This is a genomic window from Draconibacterium sp. (genome assembly GCF_041583095.1).
Taxonomy (GTDB): domain Bacteria; phylum Bacteroidota; class Bacteroidia; order Bacteroidales; family Prolixibacteraceae; genus Draconibacterium.
Window position 1 is genome coordinate 1 of the sequence record NZ_JBFHGM010000446.1, and the last position, 1591, is coordinate 1591.

Consider the following 1591-nt stretch of genomic DNA (forward strand, 5'->3'; position numbering starts at 1 on the left):
AAAAGGTCTCTTATCTCGAGGAAGTTGCGTTCCAGTTTTAGCATGTTTTCAATAAAAAAGTTGTAGATGTCGGGCCATTGGTTCTGGCGATGGAAATCAACACCTTCCATTCGAACGAAGATCCGGCACACTTCGGCGCCACTGTCTTCGCGCTCATGGAAAAATTCCCACTGCAAACCATCTTCAAACCCGTCTTCAATTACCGGCTTGTATCTTTCCAGAAATTCGTAAGCTTTTAATCTTTTGTTTTCACTTTTGTTGCCCAGTTCGAGAATTACCATTGCATCCTTGCGACTGACATCAAAACGTAGTGCCACCCCTTTGATTTTTGTCTTGTGCAGTACCCATTTCCGTTTCCTGTATTTTAATTCCGGATGTACACTGCAGCGCTTGTCAAACAGTTGCCAGAAATCAATTTTTAATTGTCGCAATTCCTCTTTTGAATACATGCGCCAAAGGTAAACTAAATTTAATTTTTACTTTTATAATTCGTAAAACACGCTATTTATGATTCGCAAACTACTTCTGTTTTTAACGTTGACATTGATTGCCGGTATTACAAAGGCTCAGTATCTTGAAGTTCAGGCAAATTATAATTCGGTTGGCGATTGTATGTTTACGGCGACGAACAATGCTAAAGTGCCTATGTTTCTGCATATTAACTTTGCCGACCTGGAGAATACCACATTTAACGAACCCTTGCCTTACATTAAGAAAGTCGCACCGGGTTTTAACAGCCTTTTTACACTTCAACGTGATTTGGATGCAGATATCCCGCGGTTTAATTATGATATTGAAACCTTCCGTTCAAATCCAACGGCTGAAGTCGATCCTGATTTTCCTTATTTAATTCCTTTAGAAGAAGGCAAAAGTGTATCGTTTTTCGATGTAAAAAGCATAGATGGTTTTTGGAGAAATGAAACACCTGATTCGTGGTTTGCAACAGGTTTTAAAGCCGCACCGGGGGACGCTGTTTTTGCCAGCAGAAACGGTATTGTTGCAGAAGTTGTTGGAGTATCAAGAAGCGGAGAATCACGCTATTGGTATCATACCTGGACAAACAGTATCACTTTGTTACAACCCGACGGAACTCTAATCTGTTACCATGGGGTTAAGTACAATCCTGAACAACTTGTAGTTGGGCAAAAAGTATTTGCCGGGCAAAAAATAGGGGAGTTGGCCAATAAAAACGGCGAATTGATAGTGCTTATCTACCACGATTCGTTATTTACCAAAAAGTTATCGTTTGTTATTCCTCAGTTTGTGGTAAACGATAAAGGTGAAACCGAAATACTCAATGCGATAAAACCTTACATTGTGAATCATCCTGAGGCGATCAGAGGACTTGAAATGACAAATCGTGAAAAGAGGGAACTAATCAAATAGCTATGTTTTTTTGTTAAATGCTTATCATTAAAAGATAAATGAGTACTGTGGAACAAACAGATATTAATAACCTCAGTTCGATTATTAACCTGCTGAATATAAGTGAATTGAATTAAAAATTATTGTTGATTTATTTGAATAAAAGCATGGAATTTACTAATTTAAAAGTCTGACAAACAAATAATTAGAAGTAAAATCCATGCAA

At 37.8% G+C, this 1591-nt stretch carries 2 protein-coding genes; one reads left to right on the plus strand and one right to left on the minus strand.

Translation table 11 applies throughout. From position 1 onward, the window contains the following. A partial coding sequence (locus ABZB17_RS22390; RefSeq protein ID WP_372653882.1) for a DUF4268 domain-containing protein occupies positions 1-449 on the minus strand: 449 nt, incomplete at its 3' end. A gap of 58 nt (positions 450-507) precedes the next feature. Here ABZB17_RS22390 and ABZB17_RS22395 point away from each other — a divergent pair. Beyond that, complete coding sequence (locus ABZB17_RS22395) at positions 508-1386, plus strand: hypothetical protein (RefSeq protein ID WP_372653885.1); 879 nt, start codon at positions 508-510, stop codon at positions 1384-1386. The last annotated feature ends 205 nt before the right edge of the window (positions 1387-1591 follow it).

Coding starts and splice junctions, on each gene's coding strand:
- ABZB17_RS22395 (WP_372653885.1), top strand. CDS start 508: ATGATTCGCAAACTACTTCTGTTTTTAACGTTGACATTGATTGCCGGT.